Annotated in this window: 1 protein-coding gene; it reads left to right on the top strand. The window is 70.3% G+C overall.

Features of this window, described 5'->3' with window-relative positions; translation table 11 throughout:
• Window positions 1–2,242, top strand: a 2,242-nt coding sequence (locus ACQ4OD_RS26275) for a condensation domain-containing protein (RefSeq protein ID WP_430945214.1), incomplete at both ends; no start/stop codon positions are given.

The following is a 2,242-nucleotide window of genomic DNA, read 5'->3' as shown; positions in this document are numbered from 1 at the left end:
TTTCAACCGCCCCGACCTTACCGCCGAGCGTTTCCTCGACGACCCGTTCGCCGCTGGCCGTATGTACCGCAGCGGCGACCTGGTGCGCTGGAACGCCGACGGCACCCTGGAGTACCAGGGGCGCAACGATGACCAGGTGAAGATTCGCGGTGTGCGGGTCGAACTGGGCGAGATCGAGGCCGCGCTCAAGGCTCAGCCGGGCATCGCCGATGCCGTGGTGCTGGTGCGCGACGAGCGCCTGCTGGCGTGGTTCACCGAAGCGGCAACGGTCGATATCGAGCGCTTGCGCGAGGGCTTGCAGGCCAGCCTGCCGGCGCATCTGCTGCCGCAGGCCTTGGTCCGCCTGGACGCCCTGCCACTGACCAGCCACGGCAAGCTGGACCGCCAGGCGCTGCCGCAACCGGCCATGCTCGCCGCCCAGGACTACGTCATGCCGCAAGGTCCTGTGGAAACCGCCATCGCCGGGCTCTGGGCCGAAGTGCTGGGTATCGAGCAGGTCGGTCGCCACGACAACTTCTTCGAACTCGGCGGCCACTCGCTGCTGGCGGTGACCCTCACCGCGCGCCTGCGCCAGGCCGGCCTGCAGGCCGACGTGCGCACCCTGTTCGGCCAGCCGACAGTGGCGGCGCTGGCGGCGACCCTGGGCCAGGGCCGCCGGGTCGAGGTCCCGGCCAACCGGATCCCGGCCGGCTGCACCCAGATCACCCCGGACATGCTGCCGTTGGTGGCGCTGGAGCAGGCCGCCATCGAACGCATCGTCGCCACGGTGCCGGGCGGCGCGGCCAACGTGCAGGACATCTATCCGCTGGCGCCGTTGCAGGAAGGCATCCTCTACCACCACCTCAGCTCGCCGCAGCACGACCCCTATGTGCTGCAGTCGCCCATGGCCTTCGACAGCCTGGCGCGGCTCGAAGCCTTCGCCGCTGCGTTGCGCCAGGCCATCGCACGCCACGATGTGCTGCGTACCGCCGTGCTCTGGGAGGGCCTGGCGCAACCGCTGCAGGTGGTCTGGCGCGAGGCGCCGCTACTGGTCGTACCGCTCGAAGGGCAGGACCTGCAACGCCTGGACCTGAGCCAGGCACCGCTGATTCGCCTGCTGTACAGCGCCGATGCCGGCAGCCAACGGGTCGAGGCACTGCTGCAGTTCCACCATATCGTCCTCGATCACACCGCCCTGGAGATCATCGGCGCGGAACTGCTGGGCTACCTGCAAGGCACCACGGCACCGCTGCAGGCCCCGGTGCCTTACCGCAACTACGTGGCCCAGGCGCGCCTGGGCGTCAGCCAGGCCGAGCACGAGGCGTTCTTCCGCGAGCTGCTGGGCGATATCGACGAGCCGACGCTGCCCTACGGCCTGAGCGACGTGCAGGGCGATGGCCAGGCTATCGAGGAAGCCCAGCTGTGGCTGGACGAGACCTTGGCCGCGCGCCTGCGCCAGCAGGCCCGGCAACTGGGCAGCAGCCCCGCGAGCCTGTTCCACCTGGCCTTCGCCCGCCTGCTGGCCGCCACCAGCGGCCGCGACAGCGTGGTGTTCGGCACCGTGCTGCTGGGCCGACTGGAGGCCGGCGAGGGCGCCGAGCGGGCGCTGGGCATGTTCATCAACACCCTGCCGCTGCGCCTGGACCTGCAGGGCGCGGCCCTGCCCGAGGCGGTGCGCCAGACCCAGCAGCGCCTGAGCGCCTTGCTCGCCCACGAACATGCGTCGCTGGCCCTGGCCCAGCGTTGCAGCGGCGTACCGGCGCCGGCGCCGCTGTTCAGCGCCATGCTCAACTACCGCCACGGCCAGGAGGCCAGCGAAGCCCGGCGCCTGGACTGGCAGGGCATCGAGTTCCTCGACGGTCAGGAGCGCAGCAACTACCCGCTGAGCCTCAGCGTGGACGACATGGGCCAAGGGTTCCGCCTGGTGGCCATGACCTCGGCGACGGTTGGCGCCGCGCGGGTCTGCGGGCAGCTGCGGCAGGTACTGCTGGCGTTGGTCGACGGCCTGGAGGCGCAAACCGGGCAGACGGTGCTGCAACTGCCGGTGCTGCAGGACGAGGAACGCGCCTACCTGTTGCAGGGCTGCAACGCCACGGCGCGGGCCAATGATTCCGAGCAGCCTATCCAGGCACTGTTCGAGCGGCAGGCAGCACGCGCCCCGGAAGCGATTGCGGTGCACGCCGAGGCGGGGCAACTGAGCTACCGCGAGCTCAACATCCAGGCCAACCGCCTGGCCCATTACCTGATCGAACTGGGTGTGAAA

Origin of the sequence: Pseudomonas sp. WC1 (genome assembly GCF_050586565.1) — a bacterium.
Lineage (GTDB): Bacteria > Pseudomonadota > Gammaproteobacteria > Pseudomonadales > Pseudomonadaceae > Aquipseudomonas.
This window is presented reverse-complemented; position numbering and strand designations above follow the sequence as displayed.